This is a genomic window from Phascolarctobacterium faecium DSM 14760 (genome assembly GCF_003269275.1).
Classification (GTDB): domain Bacteria; phylum Bacillota; class Negativicutes; order Acidaminococcales; family Acidaminococcaceae; genus Phascolarctobacterium; species Phascolarctobacterium faecium.
On sequence record NZ_QLTS01000003.1, the window covers coordinates 1 to 20447 of the forward strand.

The window sequence follows — 20447 nt, forward strand, 5'->3', positions numbered from 1 at the left end:
GTAACCTCTGGTTACAAACCACAAAAACAAAACCAAATTATGAAAGGAGCTGAAAATATGACTGTCAGCAAAAATCCTACTTCCCTCAAACTTTCCATGGACGTAGAAAACGGCACCAACGCCCTTGGCGCCATGCAAACCAAAAGCACCTCTGTCGGCAGTGTCCGCCTGGACGCCGAAGCCGCCAAATGCCTCGCAGTTACCGAAGCCATCGGCGAACTTATGAGCCACGCCGTCGTTAACGTCTACGTTACCGAAAAAGCCGAACTCGACAAAGCAGAATAACACCCACCTGCAAACAAAAATCTAATGTAAAGGAGAACAAACATGGAAAAAACTTTAGAACTCATCTTCACCAAAAGCGACGGCGCTAAAAAAACTTTAAGCATCGCCGACCCGCGTGAAGACGTTACCTTAGCCGAAGCGCAGGCAGCAGCCGCCAAGATCATCGAAGCAGGCGTGCTGACCAGCGGCGGCCTGGGGCTGAATGAATTCGTCGAAGCCCGCATCAAGGTCGTTACCGTTACCGTGCTGGCTTAACCGCCATGGATACCAAAGAGATCTTCAGCGCTGTCGGCAACTTCGGCTTCCCGATGGTACTGAGCTGGTATCTGCTGCTGCGTATGGAGCAGCGGCTGGATAAGCTGACCAGCTGCCTGAACGAGCTGAGCCGGGCCATCATCAGCAAACACAGAGAACTGTAAAATAAACAGAGAAACTAGGTACGACATCAATAGCAAATACACAAAGCTCCTGCACTGGTTACGCCTTTTGGCTTACATCATAAGCAGAAAATAACAAACCAAATCAGCGATATGAAACTTACTTCATATCGCTGATTTTTTATATTGCTGAGCTTATTACTGTCGATTGCAACTAATTACAGAGAGGTTCACAGAAACAGCTCCCTATCCAGTCGTTATTTCTGCGGGCTTTCGGCAGTCCTGTTCTATGCTGCGCTGTCACTCGCACGTAACAGTGCCTCAATGTCTAGAAACTGCATCTCAACCCGGCGTTGACTTGCCATTTTTTCTGGAAGGTCCCGCCGAATGAACGCGCTATGCCAAAATACAAATTATTCTGCTTTCCTAACATCACATCTCCGCCAAGATCAACTTCATACCACGTATCTTTCATACTTTGTGATTCCACTAACTGTACATTATTACTGTCAGTCATATTTATATCGTAACTGCCTCCGAACTCATGCAGCCAGCTTCCACGTACATATATATTTCCGCCATTAGCAAAAGCACGCCCCAACGCAATACCGATTCCACAGCTGGCACTGTTAACACCGTCAGTCTGAACACGTACTCCATTATCCGTGCTGTAACCGGCTCCATTTAACCGCCCTAATGTTATTTCCAGCTGCGGATCAAGGTACCAGCCATACTCATCTAACAATATCCGTTTCCCATAAACAGCATCTAAAGAAATACCATTGTTTCTTAATTTACTGCCAACATGATCTCCTGTCAGCGTCCTGCTGGCAACATCATTTTCCATATGATTGACCTTTAGATTCAAGTCAAGATAATGACCAGATAACAAACGCCTTACACCATAAAGATTCAGCCCCAGATCTTGGTAATCACCAGTACCGCTGGCATAGTTCCCTTTTCCTTCTGTATATAAAACAGCCGCTCCCAACAGCCAGTTACCCTTACTATCATTAGTAACCTGACGGTCAAATCCAATCGCATAGGTATTATACTGGCTTTCGAAATAATTTCTGCCTCTGTAAGCGTCCTCTCCACGTTGCAGCTGTACCCAAATACCGCCATTATCTATTGGCTCGTGAAGCAATCGTTCTGCGTTCTTCATTATACCCATACCGCTGCGAACTTCTGGCACTCTATGCATTTTGGTCAGCCGCTGACGCACTATTGTATTGTTACGCCATCCATAATATATATGTGAACCGGCTGAACAAGCGCTTTTGACTGTGGTACTTGTATTATTTGCTTTATCTTCAACATCACCAGTTCCCAAACCAACTATCTTCCATTCATTTCTCCCACCTACAGTAATTTTAGTCAGCTGTGCCTGATAGTTATATAAAGCGCCTTCCATAATGCCACTGGTCAAATTGAAATTTCCCACCGGGGCATCAATTATTTTCTGCTCGAATTGTTTTCCAGACAGCGCCGAAGCTTCCGGATCATAGGTCAGTAGTTTGTAGTTACCCGCACCTGATGCATTAGAAATCGTTAAACGATCGCTTTCCCCCTTATTTAAATCTGTATTGATAATAAAAGTCCCGCTATCGCCATGCAGCCGGTCGATCTTCAGCTCTTGAAATGACCAGTCATTATGATACAAATCAACGATACCATTTTTTAACGTTAAATTACTTACTTCACTGCTATTTTTCAATGCATCTACTGCACTGTCACCGCATTCTACCCTGTCCAGCACCTGCCAGACAGCTCCATCTGCCAATGTCATATTTATACTTCCGCCATCTGTTAAGCTGGCACCCCGCAGATAAGAATCCCGATTCAGCAAATGCAGATTGATAGCTGAATTTTCCATATAACTTGCCAAATCACCTGTGATCCTGATCTTGTTTTCAGCATTTCCTGCTACATTGATATTAACCGACCCACCTGCAGCAACAACAGCATTATAATATCGTTCCACATCTGCTGTTAGGCTTGAGCTATCACCAATATTCTCGATCAGCAGATCTCCATTGACATTGATAACACCATTTCCCTCTGCTGCCAAAGCATACACATCTGCTTCTGATTTACCTATAGCATCCAAATTACGGATAACCGTACTGCCGTTAAGATTTATGGTAGCAGTCTGTTCCCGTTTATTATTGCCCGTATCCCCATACGTTGCTAAAACACCATAAGTAAAAGCAACTCCTGATTTGGACGTTGATTTAATATTTTCCAAAATTATTTTATCGTTATTGTCCGTACCAACAGTAATTAAAACATCAGCATCTTTGCTGCGTTCATCACTATCATTACCGTCGCAACTCCAACTGTCACTGTAAATACCTGCTGCAAAAGTCTGCCCTGCGCTGTCTGATATGCTTTCAGCCTGGAGTGAATTGATGATAAAATCATTACGGACTATGATCTCACTGCCATTATTAGCTTTCAGTCCATAATGCCAAAGATTAGCAGAACCATAACTGCAGACAGAATCAGATATCTTCAGAGAGCCATTGATATGCAGAGTATTCTTACCGCCCATCAGCGAGATGATCCTGCCATCATTATTATTTTGTATTTTATTGCTTATTTCCAAATCACCGTTGATCGTTATCGCCGCTTCAGCATAATTTGCCTTCTGATTATTAGAGCCAACATCGATCACCCCCCAAGGAGAGGTACTATCCAGTTTTAACTCTCCAGCATTTTCAATATTAATAATATAATTCTTAGGACTGCCAGAAGTATTGGAATTATTGAAACTTATCAATTCATCACCAGTACTTACTATTCCCTCATGAAAATTATACTCACCCGGAGCCGTCACAGTCTTGGCATAGATAAAATCCGATGCATTTACTGCTACAGGCAAACTTAACCCACATACTACTCCTAAAACAACTTTCTTATTAAGCCCTTTGCTCAACATCATAACACCCTTTCTCATCTTACAAGTTTTATATTTTCAAAGCCGCTGATTTAATACTGCAACTCATCTTCCACTTTAAAATCACTTACAGTCCCTACAGACAGCTTTTGCCTTACACAGTTCCATCCAAACTGTAAAACTCATAACCATCTCATTAAAAACAAACAATAACTGCATCTTTCTTTTATTTGAAATCAAAAATATTCGTTACGATAATATTACCAAGTATTATAGCACTTCTGTACCCCCCCGCAAGACACTTACTTTGAACATGTGTACAACGTCTGCGAGTCTTGCCCGGCGCATTACGCCAGCGGCTTTACAACTATCAGCGTCTGCGCGTTTTTTATGATTCTGTTACTTTTGCGTTTCGCCTAACCGCCGCGATCATTGCCGGAGCACAGCCCCTGTAAATCATACTAAAAATACAAAAAACGCCTGCTGTTGAGGCAGACGCTGCAAAACAATAAAAACCTCCTTTATTCAAATAATAGAAATAACAACTCATCTTTAAACGGGTTTAAGTATTTTTCTGTAAAATATATACTTGTAAGTTTTTTATAGATTATATAAAAAAACTGCCTTTTCAGACAGTTTTCTTACCATACGCAATAATACTCTCAATATTAAATTGGAAATAATTCGCAATCAAAAATCGCTATTATATCCTTCCATGCATCCAACTGGCAATTTCATCAGCTTTGCTTTGAGAAACTATCCCTTTATCAATATAACTTCTTAAAATTGCCACTAAGCTTGAGAAATCATTTTCCGTAAATTTCCTGTGAGCCTCAATAGCATACACTTCATCACAAAAAACCTTGCCTATCGCTTCATCAGATTGCCCAGAATCAAATAGTCTAATCAGATCATTTACCCATCCCTGAGCAATTTCACTTCTGCCAGTAGAGGTAATCCCTCCTCCGCTACCATCCACAGCATCTCTGTGTATAGCATAATCAAGCGCATAAGTCATAGAATCGCGATAAGTAACTCCGTGGCTCTGCAAAAATACTGAGCCACGGATAACAGCGCCTGGAATAACATGTTCCCATTCTCCTCTGCCATCCAATAAATCGCTGGCAGAACCTCCCTCCTTATAAATTTTTACACGACCACACCTTTCACCATGGTCACAATTTGGATCAGTACAAATAATACACATAACCAATACCTCCTTATATTTTAAGTTGATTTTAGAATAACATTAACCTGATTTACAATGGTGGAAAATGCCGCCTTCCGCAAAATAATAATTTAAATACTCAGACAAAAAAAGAGCAAACCAAAATGGTTTGCTCTTTTTTATGATAAACTTGCTGTCTGCCGGACTTACTTTTCTTCTATGCCCTTCAGCATTTTTATGACCCGCACAACTTCGTCGATCGTGATCTCGCTGTGCTTTTTTTCGTCGGTTTTTTCTGCGCCTCTGACCAGATAATCCAAGCTTACCTGCAGGATATCACAGACCCGGCACAGCATCTGCAAAGTGATCCCGCTGCGGCCATGCTCGATATTACTCAGGTGTGTCTGCGAAATACCCAGTTTAGAGGCGCATTCAGTCTGTGAAACCGCCAGCTTCAGCCGCATGATCCTGATCCTGGTGCCGATCTCTTTATAATCGATGCTGTTATCAAATGCTTTTCTGCCCATCTGCTATTCAGCTTTCGCTGTATCTTCAGCCAAAATCTGTTCTACACGATAGGAAACGGTTTTCTGTCTGGCGGCTGCGGCCTGGGCAGCCAGCTCCTGCTCGCGTTGTTTGTCTTCTATCACTTTACGGGCTTTTGATTCCGAGCTTCTGCCAAAGCGGAAGGTAGCGCCGACATTAGCTGCCTTCTCACTGCCGCTGATCGAAAAACCCACGCTCAAAAGTACGTCTTTATTAGGGTTGTGGAACAGACCTGCCGCAATAGCGCTTTCACCGCTGTAAGTACCTGCCGCCATCGAGAATTGAGTCGGGGCATCCGGGTCATATTCCAGCGGATGCAGGCCGGCCATAGCGACTGCCAAAGCTCCGACTTTATCAATGCGTCCATCCAGCTCGTCGATGCGGTTGCTTAAGCCGTCGATCCGCCCGTCTAAACGCTGTACTTCCTGGATGCGTTCTGTCCGTTCGGTAGTGATTGCCTGCGTATTTTTTTCGATATTTTCTTTATTGGTCACGATGCCTTGTTTATTAGTTTCAATATCCGCTGTGTTTTGTTCTATCGCCGTAGAATTTTCCGAAATCTTTTGACCCTGCTCACTTAAAGTCTTATCTTGTTCAGTATTTTTTTCTTGGGCCTGTTTGGCCTCTAAGTATGCTCCAGTAGCCTTTGAATGTGCGTCAGCAGCTTCCTTCTCTGCTGCCTCTGCAGTCTCTTTTGCAGTTTCCGCATCCCTATTTACTGCTTCCAAATCTTTTTGTGTTGCTAAGGCGCCGGCAGCTTTTATAGCATCTTTATCCGCTTTAACATCCGCATCATTCATGACATCTAAACCTGCATGTATTTCCAAACCAGTACCAATCGCAGCCGCATAGCCTTTTAAACAAAAGTCCCCCCCATATGTACTCCGCCCATTATCAGGCTCAAAACGACAGCCTTTACTAAAACCTTATTCATCCTTTTCATATTTTTTTACCCCCTTGAGATTTATTTAGCATCTTTCTAAAACATGCTAAATTTCACCGTATTTATTCAACATCCAGCAAAAAAATCCTGCTCTCTTTTTGCATATTGAAGCAATTACAAGGGATAAACTGGCCATTTTGTGTATATTAATATCATATTTTATAATATTAATTCATTTCGTTTCTTCGTCTGCCAGCATTTCTATTTTTTATGTTTATTTCTTATTTATATTATTTTCGATTATTTGCTTTTATTTCCTAACTTGCGAAATCAGAAAAAATTTTTATACATTTTACTTTTTTAAATGCCAGCTCAACAGCAAATAGTATTCTTATTACAAATATAACAACTTTCAGCACACTCTGGCCGCCGTACCCGAACCGCAGCTGTCAAATAAAAATAAGACCGGAAAATCCGGTCTTATCTTAATGTCCGCTTCTTGCTTAAAACACAGTATATTTTATTTCTTTTTCAATAACAGTGCCTGTTTCAGGGTTGAATTTCATTTCGCCCCGTACCTCCGGCGTGTAAAAATCTGCTTCATATTCATAAAGCCCGTCACCGCGGTCTAATTCTACTTTAGTAAAAACAGCATTCGGAAATTCCTTACGGACCAGATTTTGCACATCATTTACTGAAAGGACGATTTTAGGGCTGCCTAAAGCGGTCTGCGCTTCCATTTTAAACTCTCTTACCTTGCCGCCGTTTCTTAAAACTTCTATTTCATAGGCGGTATTGGTTTTATTATCATAGAATTTAACGTCATAATGAGGCACGAATTCAAAGCTTTCGTCCTTAGTCACCAGATGTGTGCTGCCTGCCGGTACCCATTGAGCAGCAATGCTGCGCGCCTGTTCCGCATTGATGAGTTCGGCAGCTAAAGCTGTAACTGTGATCGCCAAGGTGCAGAGAGCTGCTGCCAGCATAGCTATAGATTTTCTTTTCATATCCTTTACCTCCTTAACGGCCGTTACGTCGCCGGCCTTTGCTTTGTCTTTATTTTATAACGCCAAGATTAAAACCAGATTAAAAGCCGCATTACCTGCCAAGGCCTGCTGCGGCTGCCTTTTGAACCTAAAACATATAAACAGCTCCACTCTGTTCAAAAGATGATTTCCAGTAAATTTTTTTGAAATTTTAAAGCTGTTTCATTGTTTTTTTGTTGACTGCTTTTATGCAGATCATCAGCCGTGCTGTGCTGCTCCTATCCTCAGAATAAAACCCCTGTCTGCTTAGCAGACAGGGGTTTTGCTGTTAGTTTACTTTTGCTTTCAGTTCTTCTATTTCCCGGCTTTGTTCTTCCAGCTTAGCCAGCAGCAGTTTGATTTTTTCATCCTGCGCTGCCAAAGAGCTGTCTACCTCTTTACGGGTATAAACTATATCTCGTGCTTCTGCCTTACGGTCTCTAGAGCGATCCAGCGCAAAGTTGACGCCGAAGTTGCCCATTTTGCTGCCGCCTTCAGAAACACCCAGTCCCAGTGAGAACATTACTTTTTCATTAGGGGCGTAGAAGCCGCCGACTGCTAATGCGCTTTTACCTCCGTAACCGCCGTAAGCCATGGCCAGCTCGCCCTTGTTACCGTCCTGGAAGCGCGGATGCAGCCCTGCCATCGCTGCTGACAGCGCGCCGACCGTATCGATCTCATCACCCAGCTTATTGATATCTCTGTGGATATTGCCTATATCCTGCTGTACTGCATACAGCTGACTGCCGTTGATGGCGTCCATCGAGGTGGCGCTGACTTCGCCCGCCGCTACATTGCCGATCGTGGTGCCATTGCTGCCTTCCAGCGTGATTTTGTTTTTATTGATAGTGCCGCCGCTGTCCACATCGTATTTGATAGCGCTGTCAGAAACAGTTTTCAGCTGGTCTTCGGTCGCCGCCTGGCCGCTGGTGATATTCTCTGCGTCCCAGGCAGTATTGGTCAGACCGCCGATCGTGCCTGCACCGCCGTCGATAGTGATCTTATCGGCCGTAATAACGCCGTTGGTACCGTTCATATTGATATTACCGGTACTGATCGTACCGTTATTGCCGTCGATAGTGACTTTATTGGCGCCGCTGCCGATCTCGACTACTTCATTCAGCTTCAGCTCGTGATCGATGCCGCCGCTGTCATTAGTGGTTTTTGTGACGATAAAGTTACTGTCGCCTGTAGATACCGAGCTTTGCTGCGCGGCCAGCTCGACTGCTTCCGCCGCCGTATCGTAGATCGCTTTCAGCTGGTCTTCCGTTGCCGCCTGCCCGCTGGTGATATTATCCGGGTCCCAGGTAGTATTGGTCAGGCCGTTGATCGTGCCTGCATCATCTTTATTGATCGTCACGCCGCCGGCAGTTATCGAACCGTCGCTGCCGTCGATGACCACATTTCCGTTACCGACTTCGATCTTACCGTCGCCGGTGCCGTCTACTTTGACGCCCGTACCGATCTCCAGCTCATCAGCCAGCTTCACTTCGTAATCGGTACCGCCGCTGCTGTTGGTAGTTGACGTAACGACGACATTGCTGTCGCCTGCCGAAACAGTAGCCTGCTCAGCCGCTTTCTGCGCTACTTCATACAGCTGGCTGCCATTGACGGCATCGGTAGAAGTGGCGCTGACCTGCCCTGCCGCTACGTTTTGGATCTGACGGGTCGCCCCGGAGCTGCCTACGCTGACAACGCCCACAACATCGCTGACACCGGCCCATTTAGTATAACTGCTGTTGCCCGTAACGCTGTTGATCGCCGTCGCTGTAGAATTATTTCCCAAAGCTACACTGTCTTTTAAGCTGATACTGATATTATTTCCCAGCGCCGCCGAATTTTCTGCACCGGAGCTGATCGTATTGTTATTGCCGATAGCAGTGCTGTTTTCAGCGGCAACTTCATTGGCAGTGCCGACTGCGGTACTGCTGCTGCCGGAAACAGTATTTCCCGTTCCGAAAACATTGCTCTTGGAACCGCTGGCAATATTATTATAGCCAAAAGCATTGGCATTATCGCCGCTGGCAGTATTACTGAAACCAAAAGCGCTGGACGCCAGGCCGCCTGCAGTATTACCGTAACCAAAAGCACTGGCATTTTCATTCGTAGCCGTATTATTATAGCCGATCGTACTGGAACCTACGCCGCCGGCTGTATTATTGTAGCCAACTGCACTGGCAGCCAGAGCATTAGCATTATTGCCATAACCGACAGCGCTGGCATTCTCACTGGCCGCTTTATTCCTGAAACCAACTGCGCTGGACGCCAGGCCGCTCGCCTCATTGCTATAGCCAAAAGCACTGGCATAGTCCACTTTAGCAACATTGCTGAAACCAAAAGCACTGGACGCTACACCGCCGGCATTATTGCCATAACCGACAGCGCTGGCATTTTCATTGGCCGCTTTATTTCTGAAACCGAGCGCGCTGGACGCCAGGCCGCTCGCCTCGTTGACATAACCAAAAGCGCTGGCATTTTCGGCGCTGGCAGTATTGCTCCAGCCAAAAGCACTAGATGCCAGGCCCCCGGCAGTATTGAAATAACCAAAAGCACTGCTGGAATTAGCGGAAGCTGTATTATTGACACCGGCAACAGTGGAATCAGAAGCACTGCCACTGGAAAAAACGGGCGCCGCCTGCACATTACTCGCATACAGGCCTGAAAAAATAAATACACCGCTGCTTAAAAAAATCATAATTTTTTTCTCTAACTGAACTTTTCGGGATTTAGACAATTCCCCACCTCTTTTCCTTAAATAGTTACTTGCTTTGTATAGTATGCTGAAACAATAAATCTGCCCCGCATCTATTTTTTATAAAGCTGTTCTGTTTTTTAGGCTGACCTCTGCTTTCTCCATCGTCTTTTCATTCGTAATAATTTAAGTAATTTTAGTTTAATTAATTTATAAACCTTAATACTTAATATTATTTATATGGATTATTTTTGCTATATTAACATATTTTCTTTGCACCTTGCAAGATATTTTTATTACAATTAAGCACTTTTTTATAATTCTTATAATTTTTATAACTGTTACATTTAAAATTTCAAAAAATGATCCCTTATCTGCCGCTGTGGCAAAGGGATCATTTTTTGAAATCAGATGAGCAGCAGCAAGCTTTCTGCTGAAAATATCGCTGCTGCTTTCTATTTAAATGCTGTAAAACGGGAAAAACTGTACTGTTACTGCTGTTGTTCGCCTATGGGCTGAAAGGAAAACGCCCCTAGATCGTTCTGCTTATCGAAAACGAATATAAACAGCAGAGCTTTCTCCTTACTGTATTTAGCCAGATAAGCCAGGCGGTCGCCGTCAGCATACCGCTGATAGGCCAGGAACCTGTTTTCGCGCTGCTCGCCGTAGCTGCGGCGCAGATTATTTTTCACACTGCCGAAAGTTTTTTCATCCAGCTCTGTTTGCAGCTTCGCTGACATCAGCTGGCGTATGCCGGCATATTCCATCCCGTTCTGACCGTTTAAGGCGGCAAATACCTTAACTACTGCCTGCTGCTGTTTGTTCAGGTCAGCGCCGTCGCTGGCCAGGCAAACGCTGGTCATCGCCAGACTTATGACCAGACATAGGATAAAGCTCCAGATCTTTTTCATACTTACTGCTCCTCTGCTCAGAAAGTTTGCCCCAGCCTTGCAGGCCGGGGCAAGTATAGTATTTTCTGTATTTACTTTTCTACCTGTGCTCGCAGGTATTCGATTTCACGGCTTTGTTTTTCCATTTCTCTGCTTTGTTCTTCGACCTTGGCCAGCAGCAGCTGGATCTTTTCATCCTGCGCCGCTAAAGAATTATCTACTTCTTTACGGGTATAGATGATATCTCTCGGTTCTGCCTTGCGGTCTCTAGAGCGGTCCAGTGCAAAATTGACGCCGAAGTTGCCCATTTTACTGCCGCCTTCGGAAATGCCCAGCCCCAGTGAGAACATTACTTTTTCGTTGGGGGCGTAGAAGCCGCCGACTGCTAATGCGCTTTTGCCGCCGTAGCCGCCGTAGGCCATGGCCAGCTCGCCCTTGTTACCATCCTGGAAACGCGGATGCAGGCCTGCCATCGCTGCTGACAGAGCACCGACCGTATCGATCTCGTCACCCAGCTTGGTGATATCCTGATTGATATTATTGATGTCCTGCTTGACCTGATACAGCTGGCTGCCATTGACGGCGTCCATCGAGGTAGCGCTGACTTCGCCCGCCGCTACATTGCCGATCGTAGTGCCGCTGCTGCCTTCCAGCGTGATTTTACCGGTGTTGATATTACCGCCGCTGTCCACGTCATATTTGACTGCGGTATCATAAACGGTTTTCAGCTGATCTTCCGACGCAGCCTGCCCGGAAACGTAATTATCTGCGTCCCAGGTAGTATTGGTCAGACCGCCGATCGTGCCGGAACCGCCGTCGATAGTGATCTTATCGGCAGTTATCATGCCGTTGGTGCCGTTCATATTGATATTACCGGTGCTGACAGTGCCATTTGTACCGTCGATAGTGACTTTATTGGCGCCGCTGCCGATCTCAACGACATCATTCAATTTCAGTTCGTGATGGTCGCCGCCGTCAGCGTTAGTGCTTTTTTCGATCAGGATATTGTTGTCGACAGCTTCCATAGTTGTATGCTTAGCTGCCAGCTCGGCCGCTTCCGCAGCTTTATCATGGATCGCTTTCAGCTGGTCTTCGGTAGCTGCCTGCCCGGATACATAATTGTCCGGGTCCCAGGTAGTATTGGTCAGGCCGTTTATCGTGCCTTCATCATCTTTATTGATCGTCACGCCGCCGGCAGTTATCGAACCGTCGCTGCCGTCGATGACCACATTTCCGTTACCGACATCTATCTTGCCATCGCCGGTGCCGTCGACATTGACGCCAGTACCGATCTGCAGTTCGTCAGCCAGCTTCACTTCATAATCAGTGCCGCCGCTGCTGTTCGTGGTAGGCGTAACGACGACGTTGCTGTCGCCTGCCGAAACAGTAGCCTGCTGCGCTGCTTTCTGCGCTACTTCATACAGCTGGCTGCCGTTGACGGCATCGGTAGAAGTTGCGCTGACCTGCCCTGCCGCTACATTTTGGATCTGACGGGTCGACCCGGAGCTGCCTACGCTGACAACGCCCACGACGTCGCTGACGCCGGCCCATTTAGTATAGCTGCTGTTGCCCGTAACGCTGTTGATCGCCGTCGCTGCGGAATTACTGCCCAAAGCGACGCTGTTAGCCAGCGAGATACTGGTATCGTTACCAAGCGCGAAGGAATCATCAGCTCCGGTGCTGATCGTATTGCCGTTGCCGACAGCGGAACTGGAATTAGCAGCAATATTATTGCCATAGCCAAAAGCATGGGACGAATTGCCGCCTACATTATTAAAAAGGCCTACCGCCGTTGAATAATCGCCGCTGACAGCGTTATCATAACCCAGGGCATTGGAAACGTAGCCGCTGATATTATTGCTGTGGCCAAAAGCGCTGGCGAATTCAGCAGTCACCTCGTTATTGTTGCCGAAGGCACTGGAGGCGTAGCCGCTGACTCTGTTGCCGGCGCCGACAGCATTAGTGTATTCTTCTGATGCTGTATTTTCATTGCCGATAGCGTTGGATTTGACGCCGCTGGCTGTATTTTTATAGCCTACGGCGCTGGCATAACTGCCGGAAGCCGTATTCATACTGCCGATAGCGTTGCCGACATAGCCCGAGGCCGCATTGCCATAACCAAAAGCACTGGCATAATTAGCAGACGCGTTATTGCTGGCGCCCACAGCACTGCCGAGATAGCCGGCCGTTGTGTTCTGATAGCCCAGAGCACTGGCAAAGGACCCCGAAGCGTTATTGTTGACGCCGAAAGCGCTGGAGGAAGAACCCGACGCCTTGTTCAAAGCACCGAAAGCATTGGCATATTCGTTGCTCACTTCGTTGGAACGACCCACGGCGCTGGCCGAAACCGCGCTGGCCGTAGCCCTGTTCTGATAGCCGATCGCCGAAGCGGCAAAAGCCTGCGCCTGGTTATTATAGCCGATCGCGTTAGTATAATTGCCGCTGGCGGTATTATTATAGCCAAAAGCATTACTGATCTCGCCGCTGACGGTATTATTTGAACCTACGGCCGCACTGCGAATATTGCTGACCGTATTCTCCGTACCGAAAGCGCTGGCAAAATTACCGGCGATATTATTATTGTAGCCAGACGCGATAGCATGCTCGCCGCCGACCTTATTGCCGTAGCCAAAGGCACTGGCATAGCTGGCAGTAGCTTCATTATACACACCGTAAGCATTGGCATAGGCGCCGGAAGCCACATTCGAGGTACCGATGGCGTTGGCCAGATAGTTGGAAGCCGTATTATCATAACCGACCGCCGAACCGAAATCGCCTGTAACCACGTTTTTCACACCCAGCGCACTGCCCGCATAGGCCTTAGCCTCATTTTCATGCCCGAAAGCACTGGCATAACGCTCCGTCGCTTTGTTCTGCGCACCGAAGGCCTGGGAATCCTGAGCCGTAGCTTCGTTTAAATAACCGAAAGCCTGGGCATTATGGCCGCTGGCAGTATTGCTGATACCGACAGCGCCTGCCGAGATCCCTGAAGCCGTATTCTTATTTCCCAGCGCCGTAGCATCGTTAGCTGTAATATTGTTGCCGAGCCCGATCGCGCTGGAATTCTCTCCGATCGCATAGTTATCATTGCCGATCGCAGTAGAATACATCGCCATTGCCTGATTATTATTACCGATCGCACTGCCTCCGGTAGCGATCACCTGATTATTGCGTCCCATTGCTACGGCCTCTGCTGCCGAAATGGTATTGGTAAAACCAAACGCCACTGATTCATTGCCGCTGACATTATTCAAATAACCAAAGGCGCTCGTACCGATACCATCCGCCAGATTGCCGGTACCGAAAGCATTGGAATTATCCGAATTCGCCTTATTGGCAGTACCAAAAGCGTTACTGTCCAAGCCATTGGCCACATTATCCTTACCAATAGCATTAGACCCGATGCCATTAGTGATATTGCCGCTGCCGATCGCGTTCGATTCATTGGCATAAGTGTTGTTTTTACTGCCGATGGCATTGGAATCCTCGGCCAAAGCCTGGTTATTCGCGCCGATCGCATTGCTGTTATCAGAAATAGCATGATTGTTATAACCTACAGCATTGGTATTCTCACCGCTGGCGTTATTATTTACGCCGGCAACAGTTGAATTGGTCCCGGTTCCATCCGCAAAAACAGCCGCGGCATAAACGTCGCCTGCACAAAACCCCGAAATCGCAAACAAACTGCTGCTCAAAAAAACTATGATTTTTTTCTCTAACTGGTATCTTTTGGATTTAGACAACTGTCTCACTCCTTCATCATCAATTTTTACTTCAAATTTTTATCTTTTATCGCACAGGGTCAGCAGGCGTGTTACAGCCTGACTTCTAATGAAAATGATTGCCCTGGCTTTTGCCTTTCCCGCTCCTTTCTGTAAATTTTTCACGCTGATTGCAAGACCCCGATTATACATAAAGGGTTGTTTGGAAATAATATTTTAAACAAAGGAAGCGACTGTATTCCCTGTCTAAAAACGTTCATCAAAGCTGCGTCTTTAAAACGCAGCGTGTATTTGGGTTTGCCGCTCTGCTTTTTTCGCAAAGCGGCACTTATGGGGAAATATTTTCAAGCAAGACGGAGGGTCGCAACGTCTTGGTGAAAACCTTACTCATCCTGTCTACTTTCGCAATATTTTAATTAATTCTTGTTTTGATAATTTCTTATTCCTTATACTTAATAGTATCTATATAGATTATTTTTGATATAATACCATATTTGTCCCCCCCGCAAGACATTTTTGTTATAAGTGAATACGCCTGTCTGAAAGTCTTGCAACTGGTACCCGAACTGCAAAAAACCGCCTGCCCAGGCAGACGGTTTTGTTATTTGAATTATTTACTTGCCAGCCTTAGACAACAGCCTCTTTTCTTCTCAAACAAATAAAAAAACACCGTATGCAATCACACATACGGTGTCCCAGAACTTTTATTCTCTTTTTCAATGCTTCTGCAGCTGTTTATTTATTTCACGCACCAGCGTCGCTAAATTTAAAGGCTTGGCTAAATGGCTGTTCATACCTGCCTTTTTCGCTTCGATGATATCTTCGGCAAAAGCATCGGCTGTCATCGCCACGATCGGCACGGTTCTGGCATCGGACTTAGCAGAAGCGCGGATCTTCTGCGTGGCTTCATAGCCGTTCATCACAGGCATCTGCACATCCATCAGCAGCAGATCATAATATCCTGCCGGCTCCGCCGCAAATTTTGCCGCGCCTTCTGCGCCGTCACAGGCACTTTCTACCACAGCGCCGGCAGATTCCAGCATTTCCATCGCTATCTCACGGTTCAAGGCGTTATCTTCCACTAATAAAAAGCGTTTACCGCTGAAATCAGTTTTACTCTTCTGTTCATCGGCAGCTACTTGACCTAAAACATATCTCTGTAACGCCCGGCACAAAGTCGACATAAAAACAGGCTTCGTCATAAAACCGTTGACACCCGCCTGACGCGCCTTCGTTTCAACATCGGCCGAATCATATGCTGAAATCAAAATGATCGGCAGCGGTTCGCTGATGGCGCGGCGAATGATCGCCGCCGTTTCCACTCCGTCCTGATCCGGCATCCTGCAGTCCAATATCACCGCGTCGTAAGGCTCACCCGCCTGATGCGCCGCCAGGACCTTCTGCACCGCCCGCTGTCCACACGTTTCCCAGTCCGAACGAATGCCAATCTGCCGTAAAAGCTCCGTCGTATGCTCACAGACGATCACATCATCGTCGACTACGATGATCTTCAAATCGGGAAACTTAAAATTGCCCAATTCCAGTTCACTGATCGGCAGCGGCAGCCTGATCGTAAATTCAGTACCAGTACCAACCTCGCTGCTGACCTCGATCGTCCCGCCCATCAAATCGACGATTTTCTTCGAGATCGCCATCCCCAGACCACTGCCTTCAGTTTTATCGATCCGGCTGTCTTTTTCGCGGGTGAAGGGTTTAAAAATATCCCTCAAAAACTCCGGCTTGATTCCGATGCCGGTATCCCTGACTGTAAATTTGAACCAGGCTTTGGCCGCATTTTCTGACGCCGTTTCTTCGATATCGAAACTGACGGTACCGCCCGGCGGCGTAAACTTGGAAGCGTTGGAAAGCACATTGATCAGTACCTGCCGCAGACGCAGCGAATCGCAGCACAGCTGCTCGTGCCTGATATGCCGCAGGCGCACGTCAAAATGCTGATGCCTGGCCTTGACACTGCTCTGCATGATCGAAACGATAGTGTCCATCACCTCCGGCAGCTCGATCACTTCTTCCGCCAGAGTCATTTTTCCGCTTTCTATCTTCGACATATCCAGCACATCATTGATCAGGCCCAGAAGATGCTGACTCGAAAGCGAGATCTTCCGCAGACAGTCCTGTACCTTTTCCGGAGTGTCGATATGCGCGGAGGCAATATCTGTCATCCCCATAATAGCGTTCATCGGCGTCCTGATATCATGCGACATCCGGGAAAGAAAATCAGACTTTTCACGGTTAGCGACTTCTGCCGCCTGCAGTGCCGCCTGCAGCTCCTGTGAACGTTTTTCCAGCTGCTGCTGCAGTTCCTTTTGTTCAACGGCTTCAGTAACATCAATAAAGGTAGCGTAAATGACCGGGATATCGTTAACTTTTTGGTCGCTGAACATACCGCTGACTTTGATCCAGGAGCAGCTTCCATCTTTAAGCGGCATCCTGCAGATACATTCATAACCACTTTTCCCTTTCAGCAATGCCTGTTCAACTACCATCGCCATTTTTTCATACTCTTCCGGGTACTGCGCAAAATATTTGCGGCAGCTGTTATGATAGATCGCTTCATACTCTTGCTTTGTGTATAAAGTCTGCGAGTAAAAATAATCATTAGCCCAGACTACGGTAAAATTTTCGTCCATCAAGTGCTTGCTGACACTGACGTTCATCGCACTCATCAGCATATTGTAGTCATAGACCGTCTGCTCACTGCTTTGTTCGTTCAATTTAAGGCCGTAACTGTCAGCGTTCATGCTTTCACTTCTCTCATGATTTTAAATTTCTGCAAATTCTCTCATCAATTTAAGTTTTACAATTATTTTATTTAATATTTTCTAAACTATTCGTTATCTAATTAATATTGTAGTTATGCTTTTTGTAAAAAGCAATATTTTTTTGTAATATCATGTAATTTTACCCCTCTACAGGACAATCATACTGATTTACTTGCTCATGCTTTATAGGTTCCACATATGGGTGAATATATGTAAGCACTGCAAAAATATCATTCAACAAATCCTGCAAACTGCTTCCTGTCATCTATGCACGACAGCATAATAAAAGAACACCGTACAAAATGTACGGTGTTTTAGTGTTTTATAATTTATTTTTGGGATTCGGCCGCTGTTTAAAGCAGTGATAGCTGCAGTAATACTGCCGCCGGCGTCCGGCCAGTGCCGTATAGACATGATAGGTTTTATTGCAGGAAAATTCCTTGCCGCAGATCGGACATACCTCCAGCAGACTTTTTAAAGGACCGCTGGAACTGCTCCCGCCACCCGTTATTTCATTGCCGATAACATCATCTTCATTTTTCATAACAGTTGCTCCCATCCCGCTTATTTTTTAATTGCATCCCGTTTATTTTTTGTATTACCAGTTATACTTTTTATTATATAATTAATAAATTTATATAATTTTTCAGCACGGTTTATTATAATACATCAAATCAATTCCTGCAAGATTTTTGCCGTATAATTTATATTTTATTTTCCAAGCCTGACTTATGACGTCTTCCGGCCTTTTTTACATACAGCCTGCTGCAGATAAAAGAAGTAAACGGGATCGTAAACAGGATGCCAAAGCTGCCGATAACGGCCTGCAGGATCTCTACGACCACCATTTCCTTGTTCAGCAGATACAGCAGCGAATGGTTATAAGCAAAGAACAGCAAAACTATCGTCAGTGAACCGCCGATATATGCCAGGATCAGCGTATTGGACATCATGCCCAGGATATCGCGGCCGATATTATTGCCGGCCTGCAGCAGCATTTTCCTCGTAGGTTCAGCAGTAGTAGCCGCCAGCTCGTTCAGCGCCGAAGCAATATCCATCGCCACATCCATGATCGCTCCCAAAGCGCCGATAATGATCGCGCTGAATATGATTGCTTTCAGATCGACCGGGTCAGCAGGATTCAAAAACAGCAGGTACATGGAATCCTCGTCTACCAGCCCCGTAAGCTGCAAAAAACTGTCTGCAGACGCACTGATAAGCGCCGCAATGACAAGTCCGCCGATACAGCCCAAAATAGTCGCGACCGTTTTTCTGCTGATGCCATTCACCAGCAGCAGATTAGTCACGACAATAAAAGCACAGGTCAGGATCGTCCAGCAGTAAACGTTCTTGCCTGACAGTATCGCCGGTACAAAAACTGCAAAGATTGACAGGCAGCAAAAAATCAGAGAGATCAAAGTATTTACGCCCTGCATCCGTCCAAAAGCGATAATACTTAAAGCAAAAACAGCAAACAGCCACATCAGTACATTACTGCGCAGATGCTCGGCATAACTCCATTCCCCCTGACTGCTCTGTCCCGGCAGCAGCAGCACCTTATCGCCAACGGCTACGTCGCGCCCAACCGCAAAACTGCCGGCTTTATTCTGCGCAGCCGTCACTTTGACGCCTTCCTGCCTTCCTGACAATAATTCGGCTTCAAATCTTATCTGCTCAAATTTAGCCCCGGCTGCTGCCGGTAAAAGCTTCACTACCCTTGCCTCAACAACATCAGTAGGCGATTTCTCTTTAAAAAAGCTTAAACCCTGCACAGCAAAATAATGCCCCGCCGCAAGATACAGCACAGCCAGAACGATAGTAACGAGATAAACAAATTTATTTTTCAAGGTACGACCTCCAAAATTTATTTAAAATAAATTTTGGCAATTCTCAATTATCAAGACGCACTTTCAGCCCGATCAGCGTCAGCCTTGCCAGACTGGCAGGCAAAGCCCTGCTTCCAACACTTTCAGCCGGAACTGACAGACTCAGCAGCAATGGCAGCAGCGCCGGCAGAACATAATTAAGACAGCTGCCGATAACGCTGACCGTCAGACACACCTGGCAAGCTGTTCCGCTGCAGTCATGTCCGTGACTGGCCTCTACATATAGAGGGGCCCAGACTGCGCCGACAGCAATAACCAGTATCAGCAGTAAAGCTGTTATCGATTTATAATTACTTTGTTTTAAAGTCATGGCGTTCACTCTCAAAACAAGATTTTTCTGTTACTCTATTTATTAATATACCACAAAAATTTCCGCTGACTTGTGAACTTTTCACTACTGCTCACAGTACAGCCCAGCTACTTCAGACAGTAATAAAAAACAGGCCAGCCTTCTAAAAGCTGACCTGTTTTTTATTCATGCCTGCTATCAGGCATTTTCATAATATCTGATCACTTTTATACGCCGCATTCTTTTATCATTAGCTTTGACCGGCGCTTCATCACACTCCGGATCGACCAGATCCTCCAGCCTGCACCCGAAAATACTGCGCAGCTTCAACAGCAGTTTCAAACTGCCGGGGACTCTGCCATTTTCAATATTGCTCAGGTGGGTCTGCGTTATATCCAGCATTTCCGCCAAAGCTGTTTGCTGAATGCCCTGTTTTACTCTTCTGACTTTGATTTCATTGCCTATTTTTTTTAAATCGATACTTTGCATATTCGTCCCACCACTTTCTTTAAAAATCTTTTTGCTTAGCTTTAATCAAGGTAACGAATGACCCTGACTCTCTTTTTCCTGGGTTTGTTTTCATCTTCCAGACAAAGCAGTTCGTCGATCGTACAGCCTAAAATATTTTTCAGCTGCAGCAGCAGCTCCAGGCTAAGCATAGCGCGGCCAACTTCGACGTTGCTCATATGTGTCTGCGAGATCCCTAATTTTTCTGCCATCGCTGTCTGCGAGATCAGTTTCTGCATCCTTCTTACTTTGATATTCATCCCTATTTTTTTTCTGTCTAAAGTTTCCATTTTCCACTCCTTACTGTGTACGTATGCATATAGCTTCCTTTAAAAAAATATATCCTGCATTTCTACACGTTTTTCTATTTCAAATTTCATCATAATTGCAAACTGTACACCAACATTTTTAATGTTTAATTATTTTGCCAATTAAATTAAGTATAGTTTATTGTTTTTATTATAGCATTTATTAAAAACCAGCACAATATCTTATATA

17 protein-coding genes are annotated in these 20447 nt (G+C 45.7%); 3 read left to right on the plus strand and 14 right to left on the minus strand.

Going from position 1 to position 20447, the window contains the following annotated elements; genetic code table 11:
• From C8D73_RS05110 to C8D73_RS05120, 3 genes are all read left to right on the plus strand, one after another.
• Positions 1-285 (plus strand): DUF1659 domain-containing protein (locus C8D73_RS05110; protein ID WP_146739221.1); only part of this gene is annotated, 285 nt, incomplete at its 5' end.
• 42 nt (positions 286-327) lie between these two features.
• Positions 328-540 carry a DUF2922 domain-containing protein gene (locus C8D73_RS05115; RefSeq protein ID WP_021718644.1) on the plus strand — a complete coding sequence of 71 codons (213 nt, stop codon included), beginning with the start codon at positions 328-330 and terminating at the stop codon, positions 538-540.
• A gap of 5 nt (positions 541-545) precedes the next feature.
• Positions 546-704 (plus strand): YvrJ family protein, encoded by a 159-nt coding sequence (locus C8D73_RS05120; RefSeq protein WP_113077527.1) that lies wholly within the window; start codon positions 546-548, stop codon positions 702-704.
• 286 nt (positions 705-990) lie between these two features.
• On the opposite strand, the gene C8D73_RS05125 is transcribed toward C8D73_RS05120, so the two are convergent.
• The 14 genes from C8D73_RS05125 to C8D73_RS05190 all read right to left on the minus strand — a co-directional run bounded on the left by C8D73_RS05125 (position 991) and on the right by C8D73_RS05190 (position 20239).
• The gene (locus C8D73_RS05125; protein ID WP_170123173.1) at positions 991-3606 is read right to left on the minus strand and encodes an autotransporter outer membrane beta-barrel domain-containing protein; all 2616 of its coding nucleotides are present in this window, start codon (positions 3604-3606) and stop codon (positions 991-993) included.
• Positions 3607-4264: 658 nt separating this feature from the next.
• Positions 4265-4768, minus strand: coding sequence for a hypothetical protein (locus tag C8D73_RS05130; protein ID WP_113077529.1), 504 nt, complete (start codon positions 4766-4768; stop codon positions 4265-4267).
• 167 nt (positions 4769-4935) lie between these two features.
• Positions 4936-5256: a helix-turn-helix domain-containing protein gene (locus tag C8D73_RS05135; RefSeq protein ID WP_049896948.1), complete on the minus strand. Its 321-nt coding sequence runs from the start codon at positions 5254-5256 to the stop codon at positions 4936-4938.
• A gap of 3 nt (positions 5257-5259) precedes the next feature.
• Positions 5260-6075 carry a YadA C-terminal domain-containing protein gene (locus tag C8D73_RS05140; protein ID WP_113077530.1) on the minus strand — a complete coding sequence of 272 codons (816 nt, stop codon included), beginning with the start codon at positions 6073-6075 and terminating at the stop codon, positions 5260-5262.
• Positions 6076-6661: 586 nt separating this feature from the next.
• Positions 6662-7165, minus strand: coding sequence for a PepSY domain-containing protein (locus C8D73_RS05145; protein ID WP_021718649.1), 504 nt, complete (start codon positions 7163-7165; stop codon positions 6662-6664).
• A gap of 307 nt (positions 7166-7472) precedes the next feature.
• Positions 7473-9917 carry a YadA-like family protein gene (locus C8D73_RS05150; protein ID WP_113077531.1) on the minus strand — a complete coding sequence of 815 codons (2445 nt, stop codon included), beginning with the start codon at positions 9915-9917 and terminating at the stop codon, positions 7473-7475.
• Between the two features lie 449 nt (positions 9918-10366).
• Positions 10367-10786, minus strand: a complete 420-nt coding sequence (locus C8D73_RS05155) for a hypothetical protein (RefSeq protein ID WP_113077532.1) — start codon at positions 10784-10786, stop codon at positions 10367-10369.
• A gap of 71 nt (positions 10787-10857) precedes the next feature.
• Positions 10858-14508, minus strand: coding sequence for a hypothetical protein (locus tag C8D73_RS05160; protein WP_113077533.1), 3651 nt, complete (start codon positions 14506-14508; stop codon positions 10858-10860).
• A gap of 695 nt (positions 14509-15203) precedes the next feature.
• Positions 15204-17246: a hybrid sensor histidine kinase/response regulator gene (locus C8D73_RS05165; RefSeq protein ID WP_113077534.1), complete on the minus strand. Its 2043-nt coding sequence runs from the start codon at positions 17244-17246 to the stop codon at positions 15204-15206.
• Between the two features lie 343 nt (positions 17247-17589).
• On the minus strand, positions 17590-17811 hold the full coding sequence (locus C8D73_RS05170) for a hypothetical protein (protein WP_021718653.1): 222 nt from the start codon (positions 17809-17811) through the stop codon (positions 17590-17592).
• Between the two features lie 160 nt (positions 17812-17971).
• Complete coding sequence (locus tag C8D73_RS05175; protein WP_113077535.1) at positions 17972-19114, minus strand: YibE/F family protein; 1143 nt, start codon at positions 19112-19114, stop codon at positions 17972-17974.
• 43 nt (positions 19115-19157) lie between these two features.
• Entirely contained in the window at positions 19158-19463 is a 306-nt protein-coding gene (locus C8D73_RS05180) for a hypothetical protein (RefSeq protein ID WP_113077536.1), read from the minus strand.
• Between the two features lie 177 nt (positions 19464-19640).
• Positions 19641-19931 (minus strand): helix-turn-helix transcriptional regulator, encoded by a 291-nt coding sequence (locus C8D73_RS05185; RefSeq protein ID WP_113077537.1) that lies wholly within the window; start codon positions 19929-19931, stop codon positions 19641-19643.
• Positions 19932-19972: 41 nt separating this feature from the next.
• Complete coding sequence (locus tag C8D73_RS05190) at positions 19973-20239, minus strand: helix-turn-helix domain-containing protein (protein ID WP_021718658.1); 267 nt, start codon at positions 20237-20239, stop codon at positions 19973-19975.
• Positions 20240-20447: the final 208 nt, after the last annotated feature.